The organism is Myceligenerans crystallogenes (genome assembly GCF_039529775.1).
GTDB classification, from domain to species: Bacteria; Actinomycetota; Actinomycetes; order Actinomycetales; family Cellulomonadaceae; genus Myceligenerans; species Myceligenerans crystallogenes.
Genome location: NZ_BAAANL010000007.1, coordinates 91,048 through 115,956 on the forward strand (window position 1 = coordinate 91,048; position 24,909 = coordinate 115,956).

The window sequence follows — 24,909 nt, forward strand, 5'->3', positions numbered from 1 at the left end:
GTCGATCCCAGTCTTCAACGTGCACTCCATCGGAATCTTTGCCCGGCGCTCCGTCGGACTGTTCTAGAATCGAACTCGTGACTATCGACGTGCGTGTCCTGGGCCAGCGAATCGCCGACGCCCGGTTGCGTGCTGGTCTGACGCAGGCTCAACTTGCCGCCGAAGTCAGCCTTGATCGTTCCGCGCTCGCGAAGATCGAGATCGGGGACCGGCGGGTCACCGCCCTTGAACTGTCCCGGATCTCTGCCGCTGTCGACGAGCGCCTCGAATGGTTCTTCCAGGAAGTTCCGCAGGCGATTGCTTCTCATCGCAACCTCCTTGACCCCGGCGGCGCAAGCCCGGCGATCGACAGGGCTGTCGAACGCCGGGTGCGTGAGGTGGAGTTCGTGGCGAGCGCCGGCTCCGGCCTCGATCTACCCGTACTGGAATCGCGTGAGATGCCAGCCAACGCCGAGGCGGCAGAAGAGTTGGCGGCCGAGGCACGCGCGCTGCTTGACGTTCCGGCCGATGGCCCCCTGCACATGCTCGAGCGCTATGTCAGCAAGGCCGGGATCCTGCCGTTCGTCGTCGACCTCGGCCCGGACTCCGCAGATGCCGCGTCGATCCTTCTTGAGCGTGGGGCGGTAGTCGTCGTCAACGGCTCGCTGAAGGTCGGGCGACGGCGACTATCGCTGGCCCATGAACTCGGGCACGTGCTGGTGGCAGACGAGTACTCAGTGGACTGGCGTGTGGCTTCGGAAGATTCCGTGGCCCGGCGAGAGGGCCGGATCGATCGTTTCGCCCGAGCCCTTCTGCTGCCTGCCAAAGACCTTCATGCGCGTTGGCCCCGCGAGGCCGAGGGTTCGGACGGGGAACTTCGAACGGCCGCAGTGCGACTAGGCAGTGAGTACCGCGTCGACATGGCGACCCTGGCTCGCCGCCTCCAAGAGCTTGACCTGGTCGGGCCGAGCGATGCTGCAGCAGTCCGCGCCGTGCGCACCGTCCGGGCCGACATCGAAGAACTGAATCTCGTCGTCGCCGACGAGCTTCCGGTCGACCACATGGCAAGGGAGTACATCGCCGCCGTCCTGCGCCTCTACCGCTCAGAACTCATCAGCCAGGCCCGCACCCTGGAACTGCTCTTCGGCGCCTGGACCGTCGCCGATCTCCCGATCCTGCCGATGCGGTCGGCCGAAGAGATCTGGCAGTACGTCTGATGCCCGAGGAGATCGTCATCGACACCGGTCCGCTCAGCGTCTTCGCCGAGGCGGGCTGGCTAGGGATGCTCCGGGCCGTCGCAGATGACCGCGCGGTCGTCATCACGGATGTCGTCCAGGCGGAACTACGCGAAGGCACACCGGCCCATCAGCATCTGCACACCGTCCTGGACGCCGGGTGGATCACCTGCCGGCCGTTGACGTCGGCCGCCGAGATCGGCGCCTACCAGCATTTCGCCGGGTTCCTCGTAAGCGGCAACCACAACCAGGGCGAGGCCTCGGTGCTCGCGTACGCACAGGTACACGGCGCGCTCGCGATCGTGGACGACGGTGCCGCCCGCAAGCACGCGAAGAACTCCCAGCTGAACTTCCAGGGCACGCTGGCACTCCTCTGCGAAGCCGTCCGTCGCGGAACGGCGTCCATCGAGATGATCTCGACGATCGCAGACCACATGCTGGAAACGGAGTACCGCCTCCCCTTCGGCCCCGGCGAATTCGCCGACTGGGCGAAAACGCACGACCTCGTCTGAGCGCCGCGGTTCGATCTGCACCGTAACTGTGAAGGGCACTCACCTCGCCCATCGACGTCCCGCCCGAACTCGGCACCCTCGTACGCGACGGCGAGGAGATCACGTTCCTGATGCCCACGTTCCTCACCGCCGCTGAACTCGAGTTCAAGCTCGACGAGGGAACCGACGCGCTGCTGGACCGGCTGTCCGCCGCAGGGCTGTCGCCGGTGCTCGACTCGGGGCGGCCGAGCACGACTTGAACCGAGCCCTGCACCGCCACGATCACAGTGAACCCAGGTCACGGTTCCACCAGCCCTGCCCGGATGGCGTACCGGGTCATCTCGGTCCGGTCCCGCATCCCGAGCTTGGTCAGGATGTTCGAGCGGTGCCGTTCCACGGTCTTGTGGCTGATCACCAGCTCGGCGGCGATCTGTCGCGAGGTGTGGCCCTCGGCGATGAGCTTGATCACCTCTTCCTCACGCGGGGTGAGCAGCGCCCGGGGCATCCGGTCCCCCCGGCGCATCCGTTCGAGATAGTCCCGCACCAGGGTTCCCGCGACACCCGCGTACAGGAACGGCTCGCCACGCATCGCGGCGTGACAGGCCGCCACGAGGTCCTCGTCCGCGGCGGACTTGAGGACGTACCCGCTGGCGCCGGCCTTGAGCGCGGCGAAGAAGTACTGCTCGTTGTCGTGCATCGACAGGATCAGCGTGCGCACCTCCGGGACCCGCTGGGAGATCTCCCGGGCGGCCTGCAGCCCGGTCAGCCGGGGCATCGACACGTCGAGCACGGCGAGGTCGGGACGGGTCGAGCGCGAGAGCTCGACCGCCTCGGCGCCGTCGGCCGCCTCCGCGACGACCTCGAGGTCGGGTTCCGACTCCAGGATCCTGCGTACGCCGCTGCGCACGAGCGTGTGGTCGTCGGCCAGCAGGATGCGCACCGTCATGAACTCACGCTCGCCGGCTGAGGCGCAGACAGGGGCAGCCTGAGCAGCACCTCCGTGCCGCCGGGCCCGCCGCCGGGCCCGGCACGGCCCGTCGCGCGCACGACGAGGTCACCGCCGACCATCTGGGCGCGTTCCAGCATCCCCTGGATCCCGGCGCCCATCGCACCCTCCCTGATCCCGACGCCGTCGTCGGCGACCCGCAGCTCGAGAGCACCGCCCGACACGGCGAGGCCGAGATCGACGGCCGTCGCCCGCGCGTGGCGGACGACGTTCGTGAGCGCTTCCTGAGCCACCCGGTAGATCACCAGCTCACTCTCGGACGGCAGCTCCGGGACGACGGACGGCAGGTGGCGGCGCACCTGCGGCCCGTTGCGCGCGGACGTGTCACGTGCCAGGCCGGCCAGTGCGCTGGTCAGCCCGAGGTCGGTCAGGTCGCCGGGCCGCAGACGCTGCGAGATCCGGCGCACCTCCTCCAGGCTCGTGCGAGTCGTGTCCCGCAGCCCGTCGAGCTCGGCCCGGACCCGCTCAGGAGCCATGTCCTTGACGTACCGCAGCCCGAGCAGAACCGCCGTCAGGCTCTGCCCCACCTCGTCGTGCAGCTCCTGGGCGATGCGCTGCCGTTCCGCCTCCTGCGCCTGCAGGGCGCGGGCCGTGCTCGTCGAACGTTCCACCTCGAGCCGCTCCAGCATCGCGTTGAAACCGCGCACCAGTGCGCGGGCCGGCCCTGAGGCAGCCTCGTCCAGGCGCAGGCCCGGGTATCGCAGGTCGATCTTCGTCGTCACGGCCGTCAACCGGTCCAGCGGACGCAGCAAGGACCGCAGTAACGCACCGTTGACCAGCACGATCACGGTCAGTCCGAACAACAGCACGACGAACTCCGACAGCAAGGGCTGGCGCGAGACGGTGGCCGGGGACAGTGCCAGTGCGAGGGTTCCCGCGAGGAACACCGCACCGTTGATCAGGCAGACCCGCCAGAACAACGGCATCGACAAGCGAGACATGTGATCCACCCTTCCGGTTCACCGCGCGTCAGAGATGAGGGACAGACCTCATTGTCGTCCACCGTGCCTGCGGGCGACCGTGGTACATGGACCTGTCAGCGTTCACGATGCCCGTCGTCCTCGTCGCCGCCGCGGTGATCACCCGTCTTCTCGTGGATCTCGTCGAGGACCCTGACCCTGCGGCCGCCTCAGGCGAAGTAGCGCAGCCAGACGTAGATCCAGGCCATGAACGTGCTGAACACCGTCACGACGATGCCGTACCTGGTGAACTGCCAGAATGAGATCGGGTGCCCCGCCTTGGCGGCGATGCCGAGCGCGACGACGTTCGCGCTCGCGGCCACCGCGGTGCCGTTGCCGCCGAAGTCGGCGCCGAGGGCGAAGGCCCACCACAGGGCCTGGCTTGTCCGGGCGTCCGGCACCTCCGCCGCGAGACCTTCGACGATCGGCGCGAGCGCCGTCACGTAGGGAATGTTGTCGAAGAACGCGCCCAGCACGCTCGAACCGAACAGGAGCGCGGTCGCCGCGCCGAAGTAGTTGTCACCGATGGCCTCGATCGCCCAGGTGCCGATCGCCGCGATCACACCCGTGTGCACCAGGCCCGCGACCATGACGAAGAGGCCGACGAAGAACACGAGGGTGCGCCACTCGATCTCCCGGAGCGCGTCGAGCGGGTCCGTCCGTGAGACCAGCAGCATCACGCCCGCACCGATCAGGGCGACGACCGAGGGCTCGATGTGCACCACGGCATGGAGGCTGAATGCGGTGATGACGCCGGCGAGCACGATCAGGCTGCGCACGAGCAGACCGGGGTCGGTGATGGCGCGCCGCTCCTGGAGCGCCATCACGTTGGCGACCCGCTCCGGGTCGTACTCGAACGACTTGCGGAACAGCAGACCGGTGAACAGCACGAACGTGACGAACACGACGGCGACGACCGGCGCCATGTGCACGAGGAAGTCCGTGAACGTCAGCCCTGCGCGGCTGCCGATGATGATGTTGGGCGGATCCCCGATCAGGGTCGCGGCGCCACCGATGTTGGACGCCAGGATCTCGGCGATGATGAACGGCTGCGGCGAGATCCCCAGACGGCTGCACACGACGATCGTGACCGGCGCGACGAGCATGATGATCGTCACGTTGTCGAGGACGGGCGAGGCGACCCCTGTGATCACCATGAGCATGACCATCAGCCGGTAGGGCCGGCCACGCGACATCTTGGCCGCCCAGATGCCGAGGTAGTCGAACAACCCCGTCTGCTTGATGACGCCGACGATGACCATCATCCCGAGCAGCAGGAAGATGACCTCCCAGTCGATCCCCTCATGCGCCGCGTAGAACACCTCCGCCCCCGGCACGAGCCCAAGGACCGTCATCGCCCCGGCCGCGACCAGCACGACCTTGACCTTGCTCACCTTCTCGGTGGCGATGAACACGAAGGCGACCAGGAAGATGCCGAGCGCCAGCGCGCCGGTCATGGCTTGGACCCGGGCGGTCCGGCGGTACCAGCTGTTTTCAGGCGCACGAAGTCTTCCTCTTGGCTCGGGAGAACCGACCAGGTCGGCGTGGGTGGTGAAGGTCTACGGGACGGCGGCGGCGGAGCTATTCGTCCAGGCGCGCGATCGCGAGACTCGTCAGCAGTCGTTCGAGCGTGATCGCGCCGGTGAGGATCCCGTGCCGGTCGACGACGCCGACGAGCGGGCTGTGCGCGCGGGACATCAGCGCAGCCACCTCGAGCAGGCTCGCGTCGGCCCGCACCGTCGCCGCCCGGGACGGCCTGGCAGGCAGGCACTGCCCGACGGTCAGATCGCTCAGCTCCGTCCAGAAGGTGTCGGCGTGCGCCTCGTCGACGGTACGGGCGAGCGCCGGGTCCTCCTGGTACGACGACGGCACCGCGAGCTTGAGCACCTGCGTGCCGGGCAGGACGGCCAGGGGCCGTCCGTCGTCGTCGATCACGACCAGCCCGGGCAGCCGCCGCAGGGCCATCATCCGCACCGCCCACGTCACGGCGTCGTGCACCGTGACGGTGGGCACGCTGGTGGCGATGTCGCCTGCTTGCATCGTCCCGTTCCTCTCGATGTCCCGCGGGCCGGGATCCAGGATCGTCATCACGATCACCCCGCGTACCCGGCGGGCCGATCAACGGTGTACCCACTGTGCGGGACCCCGGCGACCGGTCGGTCCGCTGCCGTGCCCGTCACCATCGTCCGGGTGATGTTCATCGCAGGCCTCCGCTCGGTCGGTACCGGTTATGCCAACCAGTGTTGTCCGGTGGACCGTGAGAATCCATGGGGCCTGGCACCCATTTTCTCGGCGCACGTCGGGTACGAGCACGCGCCGAGAACCCCGTTCGAACTCCTCGACGAGTTCCTCACCGAGCACGAGGCAGCGTCGAACGGTGACCGGCCCGCAAGCCCGAGAACTCCCGAGCTCCCTGAACACACCCCACGCCCAGCAGGGTGGGTGGCGCAGCAGGGTGGTGGTGCGGGGTCAGCTCCGCGTCGGCGTCAGTCCGCCGAACCCGGGACCACCCGCGGGTGCAGGTCCTCCGCCGGCGGGGCCCAGGTCGAGGCGTCGGCGTCGGTCTGGTCGCCCGAGCGGATGTCCTTGACCGAGCCCGCCGGCCCGGCGTCGTCGCCCTCGCCGGGGAACCAGACGAACGGGATACCGCGGCGGTCCGCGTACCTGATCTGCTTGCCGAACCGCGCGGCGGCCGGGGCCACCTCGCACGGGATGCCGCGGGATCGCAGGGCGGCGGCGACGTCGTCGGACACCCCGCGGGTCTCCTCCGTGTTGACCGCGACGAGGACCGCGGTCGGGACGCCGCGCGTCGCCGTGACCAGGCCGCCCGACACGATGCGCGAGACGAGCCGGCTCACGCCGATCGACAGGCCGACGCCCGGGTAGGTGACCTTCCCGTCGGAGGCGAGGGTGTCGTACCGGCCGCCGGAGCACACCGAGCCCAGCTGCTCGTGGCCGACGAGCACCGTCTCGTAGACCGAGCCCGTGTAGTAGTCGAGGCCGCGGGCGATCTTCAGGTCGGCGACGACGACGCCGGGGGCGCGTTGCTCCGCCGCGACGATCAGCGCCTCCAGCTCGCCCAGTCCGGTCTCCAGGAGTTCCGTGACCGCGCCGTGCGACTCCGCGAGCGCCCGCACGTCGCGGATGACGGACGCGTCGGACCCGCTGATGCCCGCGAGCGCCAGGCAGGCCTTGGCCTGGTCCTCGCTGGCGCCGCACTCGTTGACCAGCAGTTCCGCGACCTTCTCCGGGCCGATCTTGTCGAGCTTGTCGATCTGGCGGAGCACGCCCTCGGCGTCGGTCAGCCCGATGCCGCGGTAGAAGCCTTCGGCGACCTTGCGGTTGTTGACGAGGATGCGGACGGGCGGCAGGCCGATCTCGCGCAGGGCGCCGAACGCCTCGGCCATGACGAGGGGCAGCTCGACCTCGTAGTGGTACGGGAGGTCGCCGGAGCCGACGACGTCGATGTCGGCCTGGATGAACTCGCGGAAGCGGCCTTCCTGGGGGCGTTCGCCGCGCCACACCTTCTGGATCTGGTAGCGCCGGAAGGGGAAGGGGAGCTTGCCGGCGTTCTCGAGGACGTAGCGGGCGAAGGGCACGGTGAGGTCGAAGTGCAGGCCGAGCTGGCTCTTGTCGCGGGCCGCGGCGCCGTCGTCGGCCTCCTCCTGGAGACGGGACAGCACGTAGACCTCCTTGGAGGTCTCCCCCTTGCGCAGCAGCTGGTCGAGCGGCTCGACGGCCCGCGTCTCGATCCCGGAGAACCCGTGCAGCTCGAAGGTGCGGCGCAGCGTGTCGAGCACGTGCTGCTCGACGATGCGGTCCTGCGGGAGCCATTCGGGGAATCCGGAGAGTGGTGCGATACGGGCCATGCGTCAGATCCTCGCACGAGGGCCTGACATCCGGCTCGGTGTTTCGGGCGGGTGCCGGGGATCAGAGTCGCAGCAGGTCCCGTGCCAGGTCGTCGAGCAGCCCGGCGGGCGGGTCCTGGTAGCCCTCGGAGTAGAGGGTCCCGGGGAAACCTCCTGCGGCGAACGCCGCGTTGAGGTCGTCCACGAACCACGTCGCCGGCCCGACCCTGCCGTCCACCCCGACGGCGGGCAGCTCGATCCCGTACGGGGCGTCGCCGCTGATGTTGGCCTTGTGCAGGGCGTCCGGGGCGTAGGAGAGCTCGAACGGCGCCCGGTCGGGATCGTCCTCGGCCTCGAGCCAGGACTCGTACTCACTCGCGTAGTAGTCCCGCATACCGCCGTGGCCCGACCCCTCGAACTCCACGACCAGCGGATCTCCCAGCTCGCTGGACGGCCACAGCGGATGGTCCCCCACGAGCCACACGTCGCCCACGCTCTGGATCCACGCCCTGACCGTCAGCGGCAGCGGGCCGAACGACGACTCCAGCCACTCCACCCACGCGTCCGCCTGCGCGGACGGCGGGATGTGCGCCGCACGGGGAGTCAGGTCGTCGTCGTTCTCCCGGAACACGTACCCAGCCGCCCCGAGCCGGGCGACGAGCGTCTCGACGTTGAACAACGCCCGCGAGCCCATCTCAGCCGCGACGGCCTCGGCGTCCTCCCGCACCGGCCCCTCCAGGGCCGCTCTCCCGAGCGCCCGCAGGTCCTTCCAGACGTCGTCGTGCTCCCCGGCCGCATATCGCGCGAAATAGCTGCTCACGGGCCGCATTCTGGCAGAGCCGGAGGACGCGCCGTCGACCGTGACAGCGTCAGGGAGCCGTTGCCGCCGCACCATCCGGAAGCCATTCCGGCAGCGGCTCGCGTCGTGCGAGCCATTCCGCAGGGACGCCGACGACGTCGTCGCGTTCTCCGGTGCCGGTGAATGCCGCCACGATCCCACCGACGATCGCTGCCGTGGTGTCCACGTCCCCGCCTGCCTCGATGCAGGCCCTGATTGCGGCGGGGTAGTCGTTCAGCCGGGTCGCGGCGGCCCAGAGGCAGAACGGGACGGTGTCCTGGGCGGAGACACGCGCTCCGTTGCCGAGGGTCCAGGCAGCTTCCTCGACCGATGCCGTGAGCAGCCCACGCGCGGCATCCACCCCCGTGGCCGTCGCTCCTGGCAGGAGATAGCGTCCGACGACGTCGAGCACGTCGCCAGGCGTCGGGACGACGCCGTCGATCCGCGCCCGCGCGACGAATGACGCCGCCACCGCCACGACGACGGCGCCAGCGATGCCTTCCGGATGGGCGTGCGTCACCTCCGACGCACGGATCGCCTGCTCGGCAGTCCGATTCAGCTCTCCGGCGTGGTACGCCCCGAGCGGCGCGATCCTCATGGCGGCGCCGTTGCCGTACGACCCGGTCGGGAACGCCGCGACCGCGGCCTGTTTCCAGCGCACGCCGTCCCGGATCTGGTGCAGCACCTGCACGGCGCCGGCGCCGTACCCGCGATACGGGTCGCATCGCCGAGCGAAGTCGAGGGCGATCCGGTCCTGGTCGATCTCCCCGTGGCCGATCAGTTCCGCAACGACGGTGCACGCCATGTCCGTGTCGTCGGTCCACGACCACGTCCCTGCCGGAACGATCGCGTCCCGGAGCAACGCCGTCGGATCGTTGTCCGGAACGAAGTATTGAGCGCCCAGCGCATCGCCCACGGAGAGCCCGGCCAGGCTGTCGGCACACAGGGCAGCACGCTGACCGGGTACGAGAACGCGGGGGTGCGACGGCGACACGACCTCATCCTTGCAGACGGTCGTGAGCGGGTCTTGCCTGTCCGAGGCTTCTCGCACCTGGACGCTCAGGTACTCGCGCGTACGTTCCCGACCACCTCACCCCGGACGGGACTCCCGACCTTGAGTTCCTCCGGTGCTCGGCCTGCGCGCGACGGTGTCTGCGAGGTCGGTCACCGACTCCATCCACGCGGCGGCATCCACCTCGATCCAGGTTCCACTCGTACGGCGGCGCGGCGGAGGTCGCGGACGAGGACGGGGGTGCGTCGTCGTCGGACGTTCGCGAACCAGCCCATCAGAGGGTAGGAGAGCCGTACGACGAAGTAGTTCAGGTGTTCCGCGACGCCGAACAGCCACACCCCCGCGACGAGCACCCCCGCCGGGGCCTGGTCCGGCCACGACGTGACCACGCCGAGCAGCGCCACGGCGAGCAGGAGCGGGTTGAGGACCGGGAACACCCGGTAGACCGCCGCGAAGCCGGCGGGCATCCGCGTGCGCCCGATCCAGGACCGCGCGGCCAGCCAGTAGACGCCCGCCTGCACCAGGACCACCAGCAACGGCGCCAGCGCCCACCACAGCGCGCGCTGCCCGGACTCCGGCAGCCGCGGCGCCACCGAGACGACGGCCACCAGCGCGAACAGGACCACCGAGACCAGCTCACCGAGACCCAGCGACAGGTACTGGCGACGTAACGACATGAACCGGTCAGTCATGACCCGAACGGTAACGCAGGCAACGAGGCCTGCCAGGAAGGAGTGTGTCCGACGTCGCCCTCACTCCGTAAAATCTTCACCTGGAAGACATGGCGTTTTCCGGGGTCTTACCGTATAAAGGTAGCGATCGAGTCAATGATGACTCGACGGACCTTCGGGAGAACCCCATGAAGCGACCTCTGCTGCGCGCCCTCACTGGCATCGCACTACTGAGCCTAACCACAATTCCCCTGGCGACGACGCAGGCCACGCCGTCGTACGCCGCCGGCGAGTCGTACGTCGCCCTCGGCGACTCCTACTCCTCGGGCACCGGCACCGGGACCTACATCAACGACGGCAGCGACTGCCTCCGCTCGACCTACGCCTACCCGAGTCTCACCGCGGCGGCCAGGAACTACAGCCTCAACTTCCGGGCCTGCTCGGGCGCCGTCGTGGCCGACGTGACCACCACCCAGCTCGGCGCCCTGACCTCGGCGACGAAGTACGTCACCATCTCGGTCGGCGGCAACGACGCCGGCTTCGCCGACGTCATCACCGAGTGCGCCCTGCCCGGGTGGGCCAGCGACTGCGCCGGCGCGGTCGCCGAGGCGCGGTCGATCGTCACGAACACCCTCCCGGGCCGCCTGAACACGCTCTACTCCGCCATCAGGACGAAGGCGCCCGCCGCGAAGGTCGTCGTCGTCGGCTACCCGAAGATCTTCAACGGCGAGGACTGCGACTGGCTGACGTTCTTCAGCCCGGCGGACGAGGCCGCGCTGAACGACGGCGTCGTGCTGATCAACTCGGTCATGCGGGCAGCCGCCACGGCCAAGGGGTTCACCTTCGCCGACCCGGTCGGCGGGTTCACGGGCCACGCCGTGTGCGACTCGACGGAGTGGATCAACGGGTTCTCGAGCCCGGTCGTGGAGTCCTACCACCCCAACCGCCTCGGCCACGCCAACGGCTACACGCCCCTGGTCAGCGGCATGCTGACCGGCGCCACCGTCACCGCGACCGGCGCCGTCGTCGCCGAGGCGCAGGCCGGCGCCGCCGAGCAGGCGCAGCTCCAGCGCAGGTACGCCGACGCCGACAGCACCATCAAGCAGCAGCAGGTCGAGCTCCCGACCAAGGCCGAGCTGAGGAAGCTGGCGAAGGAAAAGGGCGTCGACTTCGACGCCTGGTGGGCCAGGACGCACTGAACCCGGCAAGCCGGCGGCCCGGCCACGGCCCGGCCACGGGACAGCCTCGGGACGGCCCGACCGGCACCTAAAAAGGGCGGGCGCCTTTCGTCGAAACCGACGGAGGGCGCCTTCCCCTGCAGGTCATAGGCCCTTTTGGCCGGCGCCGACGCCCGGGACTCGATCCACGGAGCGCGGCCGCGACGCACGACGAGAAAAGTTCACCTGCATGACATGACGTTTTTCGTGGACCAACCCGTATAAAGAGAGCGATCGAGTCACGGGTGACTCGACGGACCTTCGGGAGATGCCCATGAAGTTTCGTCCGTTGCGCCTCGCCGCCGCCCTGGCGGCGCTGAGCCTAGCCACCTTCTCGCTGGTGACCACGCAGGCCACGCCGTCGTACGCCGCCGGCGAGTCCTACGTCGCCCTCGGCGACTCCTACTCCTCCGGCACCGGCACGCGTACCTACATCAACGACGGCACGTCGTGCCTCCGCTCGACCTACGCCTACCCCAGCCTCACCGCGGCGGCCAGGAACTACAGCCTCAACTTCCGGGCCTGCTCGGGCGCGAAGGTGGCCGACGTGACCAACACCCAGCTCGGCGCGCTGACGTCGACGACGAAGTACGTCACCATCTCCGTCGGCGGCAACGACGCCGGGTTCTCCGACGTCCTGACCGAGTGCGCCCTGCCGTCGTGGGCCGACGACTGCGCCGGCGCGGTCAACGCGGCCCGCTCGTTCGTCTCCAACACCCTCCCGGGCCGCCTCAACACGCTGTACGCCGCCATCAGGAGCAAGGCGCCCAACGCGAAGGTCGTCGTCGTCGGCTACCCGAAGCTCTTCAACGGCGAGGACTGCAACCTCGTGACCTTCTTCAGCCCGTCCGACGAGACCGCGCTGAACAACGCCGTCGTGCTGATCAACTCCGTCACGCAGACCGCCGCCTCGGCCAAGGGATTCACCTTCGTCAACCCGGTCACCCGGTTCACCGGCCACGCCGTCTGCGACTCGACCGAGTGGATCAACGGGTTCTCGGACCCCACCCGGGAGTCCTACCACCCCAACCGGCTCGGCCACGCCAACGGCTACACGCCGCTCGTCAGCGGCGTGCTGACCGGCGCCACCGTCACGACGACGAGCACCCTGCTCGCCGAGGCGCGGGCCGACGGCGCCGAGCAGGCGGAACGTCAGCGGAAGTACGCCGCCGCCGACAAGAAGATCGCGCCGGAGCGCTTCCGGGCCCCGACCGAGGCCGAGCTGAGGAAGCTCGCCGCGGACGAGGGCATCGACTTCGACGCCTGGTGGGCCCAGGTCCGGAACTGACCGGCCGCGAGCGACCGGCCGGGCCGTGAGCACGGCCGGCCGGCACTCGGGCAGGCAAGACGCCTTCCGTCGATTCCGACGGAAGGCGTCTTTCGTGTCCGACGCCGGACGCGCGGGTGAAATCCTTCCCGGCCCGCCCGGCGGACCCCCGCGTTCCCGGCAATTTCCGCCCCTCACCGCCCCCGACCGGTGCCCCGGGCGACACCATTCGCCTCGCCCGGCGCGCACAGGCAGAATGTCCTGGCCTGTGATGCCTACACTGTCCCCGCACGGACTGCAACGGCCCAGCGCCCCAGAGGCTCGCTGATCGCGGGTTCGTGCCACGTCAAGCAGCGATGCGAGAGGAGCCCGGCGACGGTGTCGACCAGCAAGCAGCGTCAGCGCGCCCAGCAGGCAAAACAGGAGCAGCGGCAGGCCGCGCGCAGAGCGCGCCGTCGTCGTCGTACCGCGCTCGTCGCGGCTGTCGCCGCGCTGGCGCTGGTGGGAGCGTTCGTCGTCGCCGCCCTGGTGAACACGACACCGGAGCCGGCGGCCGCCGGGCAGTGCGAGCCGGAGAGCACCGCGGCGCGCGAAGGTCACGAGCTGCCGGATCCCGAGGTCGCCGAGGACCGCACCTGGACCGTCACGATGACCGTGTGCGCGGGCGGCAAGGAGCAGGCGATCGAGCTCGAGCTCGACGGCAAGGCCGCGCCGCAGGCGGTGGCCAGCTTCGTGACGCTCGCGCAGGACGGCTACTTCGACGGCACGGGCTGCCACCGGCTGACGACGTCGGGCATCTTCGTGCTGCAGTGCGGCGACCCGACGATGCAGGGCACGGGCGGGCCGGGCTACGAGTTCGGCCCCATCGAGAACGCCCCCCAGGACGACGTCTACCCGGTCGGCACCCTCGCGATGGCGCGGCAGGGTGGCAACGGCGAGTCCATGGGCTCCCAGTTCTTCCTCGTGTACGAGGAGTCCCAGATCCCGTCGGACGAAGCCGGCGGATACACGGTCTTCGGGAAGATCACCACCGGCCTGGACGTCGTCCAGGCAGTCGCGGACGGGGGCCTGGCGGCAGACGGCGTCGCGCCTGCCAGCCCCGTCACCATCGAAGGAGTTGAGACCCAGTGAGCGAGAGCATCGAGCAGGGAAGCGGGCCCGCGCAGGACGTGACCGCCACCGAGCCCGTGGCCGAGACTCCCGAGACACCCGCGACCGACCAGGCTCCCGAGCCGGAGGTCGCAGGCGAGGACGCGGCGACCGAGCCGGTCGCGGCGGACGACACGGTGTCCGACGACGCCGTCGCAGCCGACGTGGTGGCCGACGACGACGCGACCTCCGACAATGCCACGGCGACGGCGGCTCCCGAGGACGGCACGGAACCGGTCGAGACCGTGACCGCGGAGGCAGCGTCCGAGGCCGAGCCGGCCACGGACGCCGTCGTCGTCCCGGAAACGGACGAGACGAGCGCGACGGGCGCGACCGAGGAACCGGCGGCTGCGGCCGAGGCCGAGGCCGAGCCGACCGCGGAGGTCGCGGTCGAGGCCGCCCCCGAGGCTGCGCCTGCGGCAGAAACTGAGGCAGCTCCCGCGGCGGAAGCTGCGCCTGCGGCGGAGACCGAGACCGCTCCTGCGGCAGAGGCCGAGGCTGCCCTGACGCCCGAGGCCGCTCCCGTGGTTGAGGCCGAAGCCGCTCCCGCCCCCGAGGGCGAGGCCGCCCTCGAGGGGCAGGCCGCCGCGGCCCCGGATGCGGCCGCCGTGCCGAAGCCGTCGACCGTGCCGTCGCCCGCCGCGCTCGCGCGGCCCCGGGCGCCGAAGCCCGGCGCCGCAGCTCCGGCCGCGCAGGCGGCTGCCGCCACGCCCGTGGCGCCCGTGCCGGTGGTGGCCGACGACGCCGCGGTCGCCGCGGCGGAGCAGCACGGGCGGGTGGCCGAGGACGGCACCGTGTTCGTGGTCGAGAAGTCGGGCGAGCGTGAGGTCGGGCAGTTCCCGGGTGTCGGGACCTCCGAGGCGCTGAGCCTGTACGTGCGGCGTTACCTCGACCTCGTCGCCAAGGTGTCGCTGTTCGAGACGCGGCTGGACAGCGCGGACCTGTCGGTCAAGGAGATCGACCAGACCCTCGCCAAGCTCGCCGAGGAGACCGCGGAACCGGCCGCCGTCGGCGACCTCGACGGACTGCGTGCGCGCGTGGAGGACCTGCGCGGCCGCGCCGCCGAGCGCCGGTCCGCCCTCGAGGCGGAGCGCGCGGCCGCGAAGGCCGAGGCGGTCAGGGCTCGCGAGGCCATCGTCGAGCAGGCCGAGAAGATCGCCACGACCGACCCGGCCAAGATGCAGTGGCGCCCCGCGGGCGAGGAACTGCGCGCCCTCCTGGACCAGTGGAAGACCGCGCAGCGCGGCGGGCCGCGCATCGACCGCGGCACCGAGGAATCGCTGTGGAAGCGGTTCAGCCACGCCCGCACCGCGTTCGACCGGGAGCGGCGGCACTTCTTCGCCGACCTGGAGCAGCGCAACAAGGCGGCGAAGTCCGAGAAGGAGCTGCTGGTCTCGGAGGCCGAGGCGCTGTCGGACAGCACCGACTGGGGCTACACGGCCGGCGCCTACCGCGACCTGATGGCCCGCTGGAAGGCCGCGGGCCGCGCCTCGCGGAAGGACGACGACGCCCTGTGGGCGCGGTTCCGCGCCGCCCAGGACAAGTTCTTCGAGCACCGTGACTCGGCGAACGCGGCCCTGGACGCCGAGTACGGCGAGAACCTCAAGGTCAAGGAGGAACTCCTGGCCGAGGCGGAGAAGCTGGTGCCGATCAAGGACCTGGCCGCCGCCAAGAAGGCGCTGCGCGGCATCCAGGACCGCTGGGACGAGGCGGGCAAGGTGCCTCGCAAGGACATCCAGCGCGTCGAGAACCGCATGCGCGCGGTGGAGAACGCGATCCGCGACGCCGAGCAGGACAAGTGGAAGCGCAGCAACCCCGAGACCCGCGCGCGGGCCGAGGGCGCGGCGGCGCAGCTGGAGTCCGCGATCGCCGCTCTCGAGGCCGACCTGGAGGCCGCCCGCGCCAAGGGCGACGACCGCAAGGTGTCCGAGCTGGAGTCGTCGCTGGCCGCACGCAAGGCGTGGCTGGAGCAGGTCGTCCGCGCCGCGGAGGACAGCACGGCCTGACGAGCAGGCAACCCATCGAGCCGGCGCATCCTCGGCGAGGATGCGCCGGCTTGGTGTTTCCGTGGTCGATGCCAGCGTTGTCGCTGCCGTCTCCTCGGATTCGGCTCCGGGCGAGCGCCATGTCGTCGCGCCGTCGACGGCGAGTTCCTCGGCCCTCACCCTCCGCCTCATCTCTCGTCGATGTCAGAGGTGCGGCGTAGGTTGGGGCCATGCCCGACGCGAAGAAGGCCAAGCCCGTGGAGATCGAGGTCGGCGGCCGCACCGTGCGCGTGTCGTCGCCCGACCGGGTCGTGTTCCCGGAGTCCGCCGCCGGGGGCGAGCTGACCAAGCTCGACGTCGTGCGGTACTTCGCCGACGTCGCCGAGGGCATCAACGGTGCGCTGCTGCACCGGCCCACCACGCTGGAGCGCTGGCCGAAGGGCTGGTCGGCCGACGCCGTCATGGCCACGCGCGCCGACAGCCACGGCGACGCCTTCTACCAGAAGCGCATCCCCAAGGGCGCCCCGGAGTGGGTCGAGACCGCGCGGATCGCCTTCCCGTCGGGCCGCACCGCCGACGAGGTCTGCCCCACCGAGCCCGCCGTGGCCGCATGGGCGGCGCAGATCGGCACGCTGACGTTCCATCCGTGGCCGGTCCGGAGAGGGCCCGACGACGACGCCACGGAACGCGTCGACCAGCTCCGCATCGACCTGGACCCGCAGCCGGGCACCGACTTCGACGACGCCGCCCGGGTCGCGCCGCACCTGCGCGAGCTGCTGGGCGAACTGGGGATGACGGGGTACCCCAAGACCTCCGGCGGGCGCGGCCTGCACGTCTTCGTGCCGCTCGCGCCCGAGTGGACGTTCACGCAGGCCCGCCGCGCGACGATCGCCGTCGGGCGCGAGCTGGAGCGCCGGCTGCCCGATCAGGTCACCACGAAGTGGTGGAAGGAGGAGCGCGGCGAGAAGGTGTTCGTCGACTACAACCAGATGGCGCGGGACCGCACGATCGCGTCGGCGTGGTCGATCCGCGCCAACGCCCGCGCGACCGTCTCGATGCCGCTGAGCTGGGACGAGGTCGATCAGGTGCACCCGGACGACTTCGACGTGCGCACCGCCCCGGCCCGGCTCAAGGACGTGGGCGACCTGTTCGCGCCCCTGCGGGCCGACCGCGACCCGGCGCTGGACTGCGACCTGCGCCCCGCGCTCGACCTCGCCGACCGCGACGAGGCCGAGGGCCTCGGCGACCTCCCGTACCCGCCGGAGTACCCGAAGCAGCCGGGCGAACCGAAACGCGTCCAGCCCAGCCGCGACAAGGACCGCCCCAAGGACGCACCCGCGGAGTAAGGGCCGCAGGACCGGTCCGCGCCTGGCCGATCGACGTCAGACCTCATCGACGCCGGCGCCAGCCGGCCACGGGCCGGTGGTCGTCGAGCCGGCCCCGCCGGGCCGTCAGGCGTCAGGCCCGCAGGACGTGCCCCTACCCGGGGCCGCGGGCGCGAGCGGCAGCGAGGGCACGCCGGGCGGCAGGTCGTCCGACGACGCGCCTGCGGGTCTCGAGGGCCCGTTCGACCGCACCGAGATCGACCGGCGGCGTGTCCCGGTCTCCCGCCGCCAGCGCGGCGAGCACCGGGACGGCGTGCTCCAGCGGGAGGCGGCAGGCGACGTCCGCGGCGGTGCGCGCGGGCGTGGTGACCGGCACCCCGCCCAGGCGGGCCGTGTGCTGCACCAGGCCCGGTGAGCAGCGCACCGTGGCGGACGCGGGCGCGTCGGGCCGGTGGACGCCCGCATCGTGCGCGAGCTCGAGCGGGACGCCGCCGTCGGCCAGGAGGCCGACGACGACCCCCTCGTACAGCCCCGTGTACGCCCACGCGGCCGAACTCCCCGCGAGGACGGCACGCGCCGGGAGCGTCCCGCCGGTGAACGCGGCGAGCGCGAGGGCCCGATGCACCGGGGTGAGCCGCGTCCCGGCGGCCACCCCGACGGGCGTCCCGCCGGTGCCCGGCGACGCGTCGCGCACCAAGGTCAGCGCGCCGCAGCGCACCAGATCCTGCCAGGCCGCCGGCCCGCCGACCTGCGCGGGCGTCACCACCGGGGGCGGTGCGACCGGATCGGGATCGAGCAACTGGGCGAGTCTCACCGGCCCACCGTAGAAACGGAACCCGCCGGGCGCCCGCTGTCCACAGGCTGTCAGCGGGCCGTCCCGGGGGCGCCCGGGAGGAGGTCCGCCAGGTCGAACGAGACGGGCTCGGCCAGCTGGTCGTACGTGCAGGAGTCCGGGTCGCGGTCCGGGCGCCACCGCTTGAACTGGGTCGTGTGACGGAAGCGGGTGCCCTCCATGTGGTCGTAGCCCACCTCCAGGACGCGCTCCGGGCGCAGCGGCGTGAAGGACAGGTCCTTCCCGCCGGTCCAGCGGGACACCGCGCCCGGCAGCCTGTCCCCCGCCTCGGCGGCGGGCAGGGCCTTGGCGGGGTCGGACCAGCCGCTCCAGGGATGCGCGTCGGCCTCGGGCGTGCCGGGGACGACGACGAGGTCCGCCAGCTCCTCGACCAGCTCGGCGCGCCGCTGCTCGGAGAACGACGCCGCCACGCCCACGAACTGCAGTGTCGACCCGGCGTCGTCGGACACCGCACGGGCCGGGCCCGGCCCGGCGTCGTCGGACACCGAACCGGCCGCGGACGACCCGCCGCCGGGCCGCGCGAGACCCGCCGCGCCGTCGGACATCGACGCGCCGTACAGCCCGAGCAGGAGCGAGCCGAGGAGCGGACGTTCCGGGGTGGACGTCTTGTGGAGCCGGTAGCCGGCGAGGACGACGTCGGCGGTCCGGGCGTGCTTGATCTTGAGCATGGTGCGCTTGTTGGGTTCGTACGGGCCGTCCAGCGGCTTCGCGACGACGCCGTCGAGGCCCGCCCCCTCGAAGGCGTCGAACCATTCGGCGGCCACGGCCTCGTCCTGCGTGCGGGGCGTGGCGAAGACCAGCGGACCCTTCAGGCCGAGCGTGTCGAGCGCGGCGACGCGCTCCGCGAGCGGGCGGTCCAGGTACGCGTCGTCTCCCAGGGCGAGGACGTCGAAGACGACCAGCGCGGCCGGGGTGACCTCCGCGAGCAGGTTCACGCGCGAGGCGGCGGGATGGATCCGCTGGGACAGCAGCTCGAAGTTGAGGTGGGACTTCGCGCCGTCGCCGTCGGGCACCTGGGCGATGACGATCTCCCCGTCGACGACGCACCGTTCCGGCAGCGCCCCGCGCACCGCCTCGACGACGTCGGGGAAGTACCGCTCCATCGGCTTTCCGGTGCGGGACCCGATGTGCACGTCGTCGCCGTCGCGGTACACGATGGCGCGGAAGCCGTCCCACTTGGGTTCGAGGTGGACGTCCGGGAGCATCGCCAGAGCCTTGTCCAGCGTGATCGGCTTCGCGAGCATCGGCTTGAGCGGCGGCATGACGGGTAGGTCCATGCTCAGCACGGTACCGCCGGAACCGCGGCACGGCGCGGATTGTACGGCCACGCCGCGCGAGAGGCCCATCCGCCGTTCGGGTCGCGCGGATCGCCCTTCAGGCGCATGGTGAATTGCGCCACAACGGCGCCGCGTCGGAAAATCGACGCCATTCCAGATCAGGAGATCACCATGGTGAGAATCGTGGAGTTCGTGCCGCCCGAGTCCATCCGGCTGGGTGAGTTGTCGCCGCAGGAGGCGGAGAGGGCGGCGATCCAGACCGCCGACGAGATGATCGAGCGGCTCGGCGGCCTCCGGCCGGTCGGCGTCAACGCGATGGCGCTGTCGCAGGGCCTCGACCCGGAGGTGTGGGTGCAGTGGACGCGCGCGTGCTGCGACAAGCGCCGCGTCATCGAGGACTTCGAGGAGCCCGTCGTCTCCGACCTCGACGTCACGGCGTTGCAGCTGCCCGCCCGGATGCAGGGCATCCACCTCGAGTCGACCCTGCGCACCGTGCGGCTGCAGGGCGCCGACCACGTGGCGGAGTGACCGGCGGTGGCTGCGGTCGCGGTTGAACTCCGGACCTCCCCCTTCGACCCGGGACGCGTGCACGCGCAGGTCCGCGGGGACTCGCTGCTCCTGATGGACCGGGTCTCCGGCCGCTGGAGCGCGGTGCCCCGGCACTGGGCCGACGTGCTGCCGCTGACGGTCACGGCACGGGACGCGGCGACGAGTCCCGCCGCGTCCGCGCTGCGGGAGCACATGATCGAGCACGACATCGGGACGCGGGGTGGTGACCGCTCGTTCGGGAGGCTCAACACCCTCATCGTCAAGCTCACCGCCGCGTGCAACCACGCCTGCAGCTACTGCTACGACTTCGAGGCGGCCTTCGGCGCCCGCCGGATCGACGCCGCCGTCGCCCTGAAATCCATCGAGGAGGCTCTCGACGAGTGCGACGAGAGCCTCCAGGTGATCCTGCACGGCGGGGAGCCCATGCTCGTCTGGGACCTCGTCGAAGATCTCGTGATCCGCTCGGAGGCGGCCGCGGAGCGCCGCGGCAAGACCCTGCGGTTCGTCGGGCAGAGCAACATGTCGCTGCTGACGGCGCGCATCGGGCGGTTCAGCGTGGAGCACGACATCGTCTGGGGCGTCTCCGTCGACGGGCCTCCCGACGTGCACGACCACTTCCGCGTGTACCGGAACGGGCGAGGCACCTACGCCGACTTCGCGCGTTCCCTGGAGGCGTTCCCGCGCTTCCTGCGCAGCTGCGGCGTCCTGTCGACCGTGACGAGCGCGAACCAGGACCGGATCCTCGAGGTCGCGGAGCACTTCTACGACCTCGGCATGGCGTCCTGGGACTGGACGCTCTTCCAGGCGATCGGGCGCGGCCGGCACGAGTCCGGCCGGTTCGAGCCCGACGCCGGCACCGTCGTCGCCTCCTGGGAGGCGCTCTACGACGCCGTGCTCGCGGGCCGGTTCGACGGGTTCCCCGTGCTCCCCGTGCTGTCCTACGTGCAGAACTTCGTGCGCGGGCCCGGCCAGAACATGTGCATGCGACCGCAGTGCGGGGCGGGGCGCGACCTCGCCTCGATCTCGGTGGACGGCTCGATCGAGGCGTGCGACTGCATCGACCGCACGGGGCCGCTGGCCGGGCTGGGGAACGCGGCGGAGGTCACCCTCGCGCAGGCGCGCGCGACGCCGAAGGCCGACGAGGTGCGGGGACGCGACCTGTCCGCGACCCGATGCGCGTCGTGCACCTGGTACGGGGTGTGCGGCGGCGGCTGTCTCGCGCACGCCGCGAGCCGCGACGAGATCCCGCCGCTCGCGTGCGCGCTCGCCCTGACGGCGTTCGACCGAATCGCCGACCAGCTGGTCCGGCGCGGCGGCAACCTGCGCCGCTACCTGGAAAGCGTCGGTGTCGATGCGCCCTAGTCTCGAGTCCTGGCTCGCGGAACTGCAGCGGTATCCGTCGAGCCGCATGCTGCTGGCGGCGTCCGACCCGGAGCACCTCGCCGCGGAACTGGCCGGGTCGGACCCGTGGGGCGAGACCGCCGCCCTGGCCCGTGCCGCCGCGATCGCCGGCACCGACCCGCTCCGGTGGCTGCGGCACCGTCTGTGGTGCGCGGCGCGGCGCGCACGGGGCGCCCGGCGGGACCCGCTCGGTGTCACGGTCCGCGGCACCGAGCACGTCGCCGAGACGACGGGCCGCGGGACGGTGGTGGTGACGCCCCTGACGCTCGACATGCAGGACGCCCTGACCGTGCTGCCCGTGATGTTCCCCGGCCGGCGTTGCGTCGTCTTCGGCCAGGACGTCGGCGCCGACGACGTCCCCGCCGACGTCGAGGTCGCGGAACCCGGCCGGGAGGCACGCCACATCCTGGACGTGCTGGCCTCGGGCGGCGTCTACGGCACCTACGGCGACTTCGTGTACGCGGGCCGGGCCACGGTGGACGTCGAGCTCCTGGGGACCAGGCGCGCGATGTCGCGGGGCTGGGCGGCGTCCGCCGCACGCCACGGCACGCACCTGCTGCCGTTCGTCGCCTGCCGTGCCGAGGACGGCACGATCGTCGCCGACGTCGCCGAACCCGTCCAGGTCAGCGGCCGGCCCCGGCCGGAGGAGATCGCGCCGCTGCTGGCCGCCCTGCTCGAGGAGCGCATCCTGCGGGCGCCGGAACAGTGGCTGCTGCTGCCGACGCTGACGTTCGAGGCGAGCCAGGCGCCGGCCGCCGCGCCGGCGCCGAGCGGGGTGGTGCCCGCATGAGATGGGGAGCCGGCGACGGGCGACCCGGCCGGTCAGACCGGGAGCTGCGGGCGCTCCGTGGGCTTCGTGCCCGTGATGCGGTGCACGTCGAAGACACCCTCGACCTTGCGGACCGCCGCCAGGACCTGGGTGAGGTGGCCCGGCTCGGCCATCTCGAAGATGAACCGGGAGACCGCGAGGCGGTCGCTGGACGTGGAGACGAAGGCCGACAGGATGTTGACGTGGTTGTCCGACAGGACTCGCGTGACGTCGGACAGCAGCCGCGACCGGTCCAGCGCCTCCACCTGGATCTGCACGAGGAACATCGTGTTCGCCCCGGCGGTCCACTCGACCTCCACCAGCCGCTCGGGCTGCTTGCGCAGGCCCTCGAGGTTGACGCAGTCGTCGCGGTGCACGCTGACGCCCTGGCCGCGGGTCACGAACCCGACGATCTCGTCACCGGGCACGGGTGTGCAGCACTTGGCCAGCTTGACCCACACGTCGGCCGAGTCCGTGCCCTTGAGCACGACGCCGGGGTCACCCGCCCGGACCCGGCGCGGGGTGCGGTTCCCGGCGCCCGGCATGGCCGCCTCGGCGACGTCCTCCGTGGCGCCGTCGTCCCCGCCGAGGGCCTTGACCAGCTTGTCGACGACGTGCGCGGCCGAGACGTGCCCTTCGCCGACCGCCGCGTACAGGGCCGAGACGTCGGGGTAGCGCATCTCGTCCGCGAGCCCGACGAGCGTCTCGTGCGACATGAGCCGCTGGATCGGCAGGCCCTGCTTGCGCATCGCCTTGGCGATCGCGTCCTTGCCGGTCTCGATCGCCTCCTCGCGGCGCTCCTTGGTGAACCACGCGCGGATCTTGTTGCGGGCACGCGGCGACTTCACGAACGCGAGCCAGTCCCGGCTGGGGCCGGCGGTCTCGGACTTGGAGGTCAGCACGGAGACGACGTCGCCGTTCTCGAGCGTGGAGTCCAGCGGCACCAGGCGGCCGTTGACGCGCGCGCCCATGGTGCGGTGGCCGACCTCCGTGTGCACCGCGTACGCGAAGTCGACCGGTGTCGCCTCCGCGGGCAGCGGCATCACGTCGCCCTTGGGCGTGAAGACGTAGACCTCGTCGCCGCCGATCTCGAAGCGCAGCGAGTCGAGGAACTCCGACGGATCCGCCGTCTCCTTCTGCCAGTCCACGAGCTGGCGCAGCCACGCCATGTCCTGGGCGCGCGTCGTCTCGGTCTGGGCTCCCCCGCCGCTGCCGTTGCGGTCCTTGTACTTCCAGTGCGCGGCGACGCCGTACTCGGCGCGGCGGTGCATGTCGTGCGTGCGGATCTGGATCTCGACGGGCTTGCCGCCGGGACCGATCACCGTGGTGTGCAGCGACTGGTACATGTTGAACTTCGGCATCGCGATGTAGTCCTTGAACCGGCCGGGCACCGGGTTCCATCGCGCGTGCATGGCGCCGAGCGCCGCGTAGCAGTCCCGCACCGTGTCCACCAGGATGCGCGTGCCCACCAGGTCGTAGATCTCCGCGAAGTCGTGGCCGCGGACGATCATCTTCTGGTAGATCGAGTAGTGGTGCTTGGGGCGGCCCGTGACGGACGCCTTGATCTTCGCCGAGCGCAGGTCCGACTCGATCTGCCCCTGCACCACGCCCAGGTACTCGTCGCGGGCGGGGGCACGCTCCTGGACCAGGTGCACGATCTCGTCGTAGACCTTGGGGTACAGGGCCTGGAAGGAGCGGTCCTCCAGCTCCCACTTGATCGTGTTCATCCCGAGCCGGTGGGCCAGCGGGGCGTAGATCTCCAGCGTCTCGCGGGCCTTCTTCTCGGCCTTGTGCGGCGGGACGTACTTCCAGGTGCGCGCGTTGTGGAGGCGGTCCGACAGCTTGATGACCAGCACGCGGATGTCCTTGGCCATCGCGACGACCATCTTGCGGACCGTTTCGGCCTGGGCGGCGTCCCCGTACTTCACCTTGTCGAGCTTGGTCACGCCGTCGACCAGGAGCGCGACGTCGTCCCCGAAGTCGGCGCGGAGCTGCTCCAGGGAGTAGTCGGTGTCCTCGACGGTGTCGTGCAGCAGCGCGGCGGCGATCGTGGTGCCCTCGAAGCCGAGGCCCGCCAGGATCATGGAGACCGACACCGGGTGGGTGATGTACGGGTCCCCGCTCTTGCGCATCTGCCCGCGGTGCGCCTTCTCGGCGGTCGCGTAGGCGCGCTCGATGAGCGTGAGGTCCGCCTTCGGGTGGTTGCTGCGGATGGTCTGCAGCAGCGGCTCGATCTCCGCGGGGGTCGACGACGGCCGCAGGCTGAGCCGGGCCAGCCGGTTGCGCAGGCCGGGCGCCGAGGCGGTCGTGGGCGCGGACGTGATCTCGTTCTCGGTCATCACGTGCCTCCTTTCCGCCGGGAGATGGCTCAGTCTAACGGCCGTGGGGTCCGACCCGGGTCTCCACCTGCCCTCACCCGTCGTGTTCGCCCGCTGCGTCTCACGCCGCCGGGTCGTCCTCACCGGGAAGGCCGACCCGCAGGAGCGTAGTGACCTCGTGGCCCTCGAGCCTCTTGCGGCCGTGAAGCGCCTCGAGCTCGAGGAGGAAGGCCAGGCCGGCGACCTCACCCCCGCCGCGCCGGACCAGGTCCGCGGCGGCGGCGGCCGTGCCGCCGGTGGCCAGGACATCGTCTACGAGAAGAACACGCGCACCCGCCGGAAGTGTTCCCGAGCGCAGTTCCATCGCGGCCGTGCCGTACTCGAGCGCGTACTCGGCCCGCTCGACCGGCGGGGGCAGCTTCCCGGCCTTGCGCAGCGGCAGGAAGCCGACGCCGAGCGTGGTGGCCAGCGGAGCGCCGAACAGGAAGCCGCGGGCCTCCATCCCGGCGACCAGGTCGATCCGGCCCAGCCCCGCGGCCACCGCCGCGAAGCCGGCGACGACGTCGGACAGCGCCGTGGCGTCCGCCAGGAGCGGCGTGATGTCGCGGAAGAGGATGCCCGGCGACGGGTAGTCCGGGACGTCGCGGATCAGGGTGCGCACGTGGGCGGCCCGATCGGCCCCGAGGCCGGCGAGAGCGGCGATGGCGATGTCGTCTGTCAC

General features: G+C 71.3%; 23 protein-coding genes. 11 read left to right on the top strand and 12 right to left on the bottom strand.

What is annotated here, in order from left to right; all coding sequences use genetic code 11:
• Positions 1–77: 77 nt before the first annotated feature.
• From ABD208_RS16405 to ABD208_RS16415, 3 genes are read left to right on the top strand one after another with little or no spacing between them, the layout of a single operon-like run.
• Positions 78–1,196 carry a helix-turn-helix domain-containing protein gene (locus tag ABD208_RS16405; protein ID WP_344104961.1) on the top strand — a complete coding sequence of 373 codons (1,119 nt, stop codon included), beginning with the start codon at positions 78–80 and terminating at the stop codon, positions 1,194–1,196.
• A complete protein-coding gene (locus tag ABD208_RS16410) occupies positions 1,196–1,726 on the top strand; it encodes a PIN domain-containing protein (RefSeq protein WP_344104963.1) in 531 nt (176 codons plus the stop codon). The genes ABD208_RS16405 and ABD208_RS16410 overlap by 1 nt, the downstream gene beginning before the upstream one ends.
• Positions 1,727–1,776: 50 nt before the next feature.
• The gene (locus ABD208_RS16415) at positions 1,777–1,965 is read left to right on the top strand and encodes a suppressor of fused domain protein (protein WP_344105283.1); all 189 of its coding nucleotides are present in this window, start codon (positions 1,777–1,779) and stop codon (positions 1,963–1,965) included.
• A 38-nt stretch (positions 1,966–2,003) separates the two neighbouring features.
• On the opposite strand, the gene ABD208_RS16420 is transcribed toward ABD208_RS16415, so the two are convergent.
• From ABD208_RS16420 to ABD208_RS16455, 8 genes are all read right to left on the bottom strand, one after another.
• Positions 2,004–2,651: a response regulator gene (locus tag ABD208_RS16420; protein WP_344104965.1), complete on the bottom strand. Its 648-nt coding sequence runs from the start codon at positions 2,649–2,651 to the stop codon at positions 2,004–2,006.
• Positions 2,648–3,652, bottom strand: a complete 1,005-nt coding sequence (locus tag ABD208_RS16425; RefSeq protein ID WP_344104967.1) for a sensor histidine kinase — start codon at positions 3,650–3,652, stop codon at positions 2,648–2,650. Before ABD208_RS16425 ends, ABD208_RS16420 begins: the two co-directional genes overlap by 4 nt.
• Positions 3,653–3,840: 188 nt before the next feature.
• Complete coding sequence (locus tag ABD208_RS16430; RefSeq protein ID WP_344104969.1) at positions 3,841–5,127, bottom strand: ArsB/NhaD family transporter; 1,287 nt, start codon at positions 5,125–5,127, stop codon at positions 3,841–3,843.
• A gap of 124 nt (positions 5,128–5,251) precedes the next feature.
• Positions 5,252–5,758: a CBS domain-containing protein gene (locus tag ABD208_RS16435; protein WP_344104971.1), complete on the bottom strand. Its 507-nt coding sequence runs from the start codon at positions 5,756–5,758 to the stop codon at positions 5,252–5,254.
• A gap of 398 nt (positions 5,759–6,156) precedes the next feature.
• On the bottom strand, positions 6,157–7,539 hold the full coding sequence (gene hisS, locus ABD208_RS16440) for a histidine--tRNA ligase (protein ID WP_344104974.1): 1,383 nt from the start codon (positions 7,537–7,539) through the stop codon (positions 6,157–6,159).
• A gap of 61 nt (positions 7,540–7,600) precedes the next feature.
• Positions 7,601–8,338: a hypothetical protein gene (locus ABD208_RS16445; protein ID WP_344104976.1), complete on the bottom strand. Its 738-nt coding sequence runs from the start codon at positions 8,336–8,338 to the stop codon at positions 7,601–7,603.
• A 49-nt stretch (positions 8,339–8,387) separates the two neighbouring features.
• The gene (locus ABD208_RS16450; RefSeq protein WP_344104981.1) at positions 8,388–9,350 is read right to left on the bottom strand and encodes an ADP-ribosylglycohydrolase family protein; all 963 of its coding nucleotides are present in this window, start codon (positions 9,348–9,350) and stop codon (positions 8,388–8,390) included.
• A 170-nt stretch (positions 9,351–9,520) separates the two neighbouring features.
• Positions 9,521–10,060, bottom strand: coding sequence for a hypothetical protein (locus ABD208_RS16455; RefSeq protein ID WP_344104983.1), 540 nt, complete (start codon positions 10,058–10,060; stop codon positions 9,521–9,523).
• Positions 10,061–10,227: 167 nt separating this feature from the next.
• Between ABD208_RS16455 and ABD208_RS16460 the strand changes: the two genes are divergently transcribed.
• The 5 genes from ABD208_RS16460 to ABD208_RS16480 all read left to right on the top strand — a co-directional run bounded on the left by ABD208_RS16460 (position 10,228) and on the right by ABD208_RS16480 (position 17,003).
• Positions 10,228–11,238 (top strand): SGNH/GDSL hydrolase family protein, encoded by a 1,011-nt coding sequence (locus ABD208_RS16460; RefSeq protein WP_344104985.1) that lies wholly within the window; start codon positions 10,228–10,230, stop codon positions 11,236–11,238.
• A gap of 292 nt (positions 11,239–11,530) precedes the next feature.
• Positions 11,531–12,544 carry an SGNH/GDSL hydrolase family protein gene (locus ABD208_RS16465; RefSeq protein ID WP_344104987.1) on the top strand — a complete coding sequence of 338 codons (1,014 nt, stop codon included), beginning with the start codon at positions 11,531–11,533 and terminating at the stop codon, positions 12,542–12,544.
• A gap of 357 nt (positions 12,545–12,901) precedes the next feature.
• Positions 12,902–13,654: a peptidylprolyl isomerase gene (locus ABD208_RS16470; protein ID WP_344104990.1), complete on the top strand. Its 753-nt coding sequence runs from the start codon at positions 12,902–12,904 to the stop codon at positions 13,652–13,654.
• On the top strand, positions 13,651–15,678 hold the full coding sequence (locus ABD208_RS16475; RefSeq protein WP_344104992.1) for a DUF349 domain-containing protein: 2,028 nt from the start codon (positions 13,651–13,653) through the stop codon (positions 15,676–15,678). The genes ABD208_RS16470 and ABD208_RS16475 overlap by 4 nt, the downstream gene beginning before the upstream one ends.
• A gap of 209 nt (positions 15,679–15,887) precedes the next feature.
• Positions 15,888–17,003: a DNA polymerase domain-containing protein gene (locus tag ABD208_RS16480; protein WP_344104994.1), complete on the top strand. Its 1,116-nt coding sequence runs from the start codon at positions 15,888–15,890 to the stop codon at positions 17,001–17,003.
• Between the two features lie 133 nt (positions 17,004–17,136).
• Here the strand turns inward: ABD208_RS16480 and ABD208_RS16485 are convergent, their stop codons facing one another.
• Both ABD208_RS16485 and ABD208_RS16490 read right to left on the bottom strand, forming a co-directional pair.
• Positions 17,137–17,796 (bottom strand): hypothetical protein, encoded by a 660-nt coding sequence (locus tag ABD208_RS16485; protein WP_344104996.1) that lies wholly within the window; start codon positions 17,794–17,796, stop codon positions 17,137–17,139.
• A 50-nt stretch (positions 17,797–17,846) separates the two neighbouring features.
• A complete protein-coding gene (locus ABD208_RS16490) occupies positions 17,847–19,112 on the bottom strand; it encodes an ATP-dependent DNA ligase (RefSeq protein WP_344104998.1) in 1,266 nt (421 codons plus the stop codon).
• A 171-nt stretch (positions 19,113–19,283) separates the two neighbouring features.
• On the opposite strand from ABD208_RS16490, the gene ABD208_RS16495 reads away from it, so the two are divergent.
• The 3 genes from ABD208_RS16495 to ABD208_RS16505 are packed head-to-tail and all read left to right on the top strand — an operon-like array spanning position 19,284 to position 21,852.
• A complete protein-coding gene (locus ABD208_RS16495) occupies positions 19,284–19,640 on the top strand; it encodes a hypothetical protein (protein WP_344105000.1) in 357 nt (118 codons plus the stop codon).
• 6 nt (positions 19,641–19,646) lie between these two features.
• Positions 19,647–21,023, top strand: a complete 1,377-nt coding sequence (locus ABD208_RS16500; protein ID WP_344105002.1) for a radical SAM/SPASM domain-containing protein — start codon at positions 19,647–19,649, stop codon at positions 21,021–21,023.
• Entirely contained in the window at positions 21,013–21,852 is an 840-nt protein-coding gene (locus ABD208_RS16505; protein ID WP_344105004.1) for an LpxL/LpxP family acyltransferase, read from the top strand. The genes ABD208_RS16500 and ABD208_RS16505 overlap by 11 nt, the downstream gene beginning before the upstream one ends.
• A 32-nt stretch (positions 21,853–21,884) precedes the next feature.
• On the opposite strand, the gene ABD208_RS16510 is transcribed toward ABD208_RS16505, so the two are convergent.
• Both ABD208_RS16510 and ABD208_RS16515 read right to left on the bottom strand, forming a co-directional pair.
• Positions 21,885–24,209, bottom strand: a complete 2,325-nt coding sequence (locus tag ABD208_RS16510) for a RelA/SpoT family protein (RefSeq protein ID WP_344105006.1) — start codon at positions 24,207–24,209, stop codon at positions 21,885–21,887.
• A gap of 100 nt (positions 24,210–24,309) precedes the next feature.
• Positions 24,310–24,909, bottom strand: coding sequence for an adenine phosphoribosyltransferase (locus ABD208_RS16515; protein ID WP_344105008.1), 600 nt, complete (start codon positions 24,907–24,909; stop codon positions 24,310–24,312).

Bases quoted from the DNA above. Each gene is read 5' to 3' on its own strand.
- ABD208_RS16410 (WP_344104963.1), top strand. From the start codon at position 1,196: ATGCCCGAGGAGATCGTCATCGACACCGGTCCGCTCAGCGTCTTCGCC.
- ABD208_RS16420 (WP_344104965.1), bottom strand. From the start codon at position 2,651: ATGACGGTGCGCATCCTGCTGGCCGACGACCACACGCTCGTGCGCAGC.
- ABD208_RS16425 (WP_344104967.1), bottom strand. From the start codon at position 3,652: ATGTCTCGCTTGTCGATGCCGTTGTTCTGGCGGGTCTGCCTGATCAAC.
- ABD208_RS16430 (WP_344104969.1), bottom strand. From the start codon at position 5,127: ATGACCGGCGCGCTGGCGCTCGGCATCTTCCTGGTCGCCTTCGTGTTC.
- ABD208_RS16435 (WP_344104971.1), bottom strand. From the start codon at position 5,758: ATGACGATCCTGGATCCCGGCCCGCGGGACATCGAGAGGAACGGGACG.
- hisS (WP_344104974.1), bottom strand. From the start codon at position 7,539: ATGGCCCGTATCGCACCACTCTCCGGATTCCCCGAATGGCTCCCGCAG.
- ABD208_RS16455 (WP_344104983.1), bottom strand. From the start codon at position 10,060: ATGACTGACCGGTTCATGTCGTTACGTCGCCAGTACCTGTCGCTGGGT.
- ABD208_RS16460 (WP_344104985.1), top strand. From the start codon at position 10,228: ATGAAGCGACCTCTGCTGCGCGCCCTCACTGGCATCGCACTACTGAGC.
- ABD208_RS16465 (WP_344104987.1), top strand. From the start codon at position 11,531: ATGAAGTTTCGTCCGTTGCGCCTCGCCGCCGCCCTGGCGGCGCTGAGC.
- ABD208_RS16480 (WP_344104994.1), top strand. From the start codon at position 15,888: ATGCCCGACGCGAAGAAGGCCAAGCCCGTGGAGATCGAGGTCGGCGGC.
- ABD208_RS16490 (WP_344104998.1), bottom strand. From the start codon at position 19,112: ATGGACCTACCCGTCATGCCGCCGCTCAAGCCGATGCTCGCGAAGCCG.
- ABD208_RS16495 (WP_344105000.1), top strand. From the start codon at position 19,284: ATGGTGAGAATCGTGGAGTTCGTGCCGCCCGAGTCCATCCGGCTGGGT.
- ABD208_RS16505 (WP_344105004.1), top strand. From the start codon at position 21,013: ATGCGCCCTAGTCTCGAGTCCTGGCTCGCGGAACTGCAGCGGTATCCG.
- ABD208_RS16510 (WP_344105006.1), bottom strand. From the start codon at position 24,209: ATGACCGAGAACGAGATCACGTCCGCGCCCACGACCGCCTCGGCGCCC.